Consider the following 1,329-nt stretch of genomic DNA (forward strand, 5'->3'; position numbering starts at 1 on the left):
GCCGCGATCGCAAGCCGCGGCGACGGCGTAGGAATAGGCCCGGGCGGTCGACAGCGTGACATACATGTCGGCAAGCTTGCCTTGCATCAGCTGGAACGTGCCAATCGGTTTGCCGAATTGTTCGCGCTCGTGGATGTAAGGCAGGACCGCATCAAGGACGGCCTGCATGATGCCGAGCGACACGCCAGACAGCACCACGCGCTCATAATCGAGACCGCTCATCAGGATCTCGGCGCCCTGGCCAAGTTCGCCGACCAGATTCTCTTCCGGCACGACGCAGTCTTCGAACACCAGTTCGCACGTATCAGACCCGCGCATGCCAAGCTTGTCGAGCTTTTGGGCGGTCGTGAAGCCTTCCATGTCGGGTGTGATCAGGAAGGCTGAAATGCCTTTCGAACCGCCATTGGGATCCGTCTTGGCGTAGACGAGCAGTGTATCGGCGGTCGGCGCGTTGGTGATCCACATTTTATTGCCATTCAGCAGATAACCGCCCTGAACCGCCTGCGCATTCAGCTTCATCGATACGACGTCAGACCCGGCGCTCGGTTCACTCATCGCCAGAGAGCCAAGATGCTCGCCTGAGATCAGGCCGGGCAGGTGTTTCGCTTTTTGCGCGTCATTGCCCCAGCGCCGCAGCTGGTTGATGCAGAGATTGGAATGGGCGCCATAAGACAGGCCAACCGACGCCGATGCGCGGCTGATCTCTTCGACCGCGATGGTATGTTCGAGATAGCCGAGCCCGGTGCCGCCATCTTCTTCGCTGACCGTAATGCCGTGCAGGCCAAGCTCCCCCATTTTGGGCCAGAGGTGACGCGGGAATTGATTGGTTTCGTCCACCTCTGCTGCAATTGGCGCGATCTCGTCTTGCGCGAACCGATGTACGGTGTCGCGGATCATTTCAGCTTCTTCGGAAAGGCCGAATTGCAGAGTCGGGTAAGGCACGGTCATGGCGGCTGTCCTCTTTGGACCAAAATTTCATCTGGCCCCGGGATAGACGTCGATTTCGCCGAACACAACCGCGCGTTCAGGTAAGGCGTTGCGTCATTTTTCCGGAACCCCGCAATATTCTCCTGGGGTGCGAGACGCCGCAGGTTGCACTTGCCTGCTTGGAGGTTTGCCGCTCCGGCGCTAGGACAACGCGACTTGATACGTGATCGGCGGCAACAAACCACTCATGCTCGACAAAACGGCTTACAAATTCAGCGTCGCCCCTATGATGGACTGGACGGATCGGCATTGTCGCGCGTTTCATCGCGTTCTGTCCAAGCGCGCTTTGCTGTGGACCGAAATGGTCATAGCCGATGCCGTCATTCACGGTGACCGCGACCG

The 1,329-nt window shown here is 58.9% G+C and carries 2 protein-coding genes; one reads left to right on the top strand and one right to left on the bottom strand.

Annotation, left to right across the window (positions count from 1 at the left end):
- Positions 1 to 948: acyl-CoA dehydrogenase family protein (locus LYNGBM3L_RS12970; RefSeq protein ID WP_044492992.1), on the bottom strand; the 948-nt coding region annotated here is incomplete at its 3' end.
- A 226-nt stretch (positions 949 to 1,174) separates the two neighbouring features.
- On the opposite strand from LYNGBM3L_RS12970, the gene LYNGBM3L_RS36400 reads away from it, so the two are divergent.
- Positions 1,175 to 1,329: tRNA-dihydrouridine synthase (locus tag LYNGBM3L_RS36400; RefSeq protein WP_008183586.1), on the top strand; the 155-nt coding region annotated here is incomplete at its 3' end.

The sequence above is a fragment of the Moorena producens 3L genome (genome assembly GCF_000211815.1).
GTDB lineage: Bacteria > Cyanobacteriota > Cyanobacteriia > Cyanobacteriales > Coleofasciculaceae > Moorena > Moorena producens.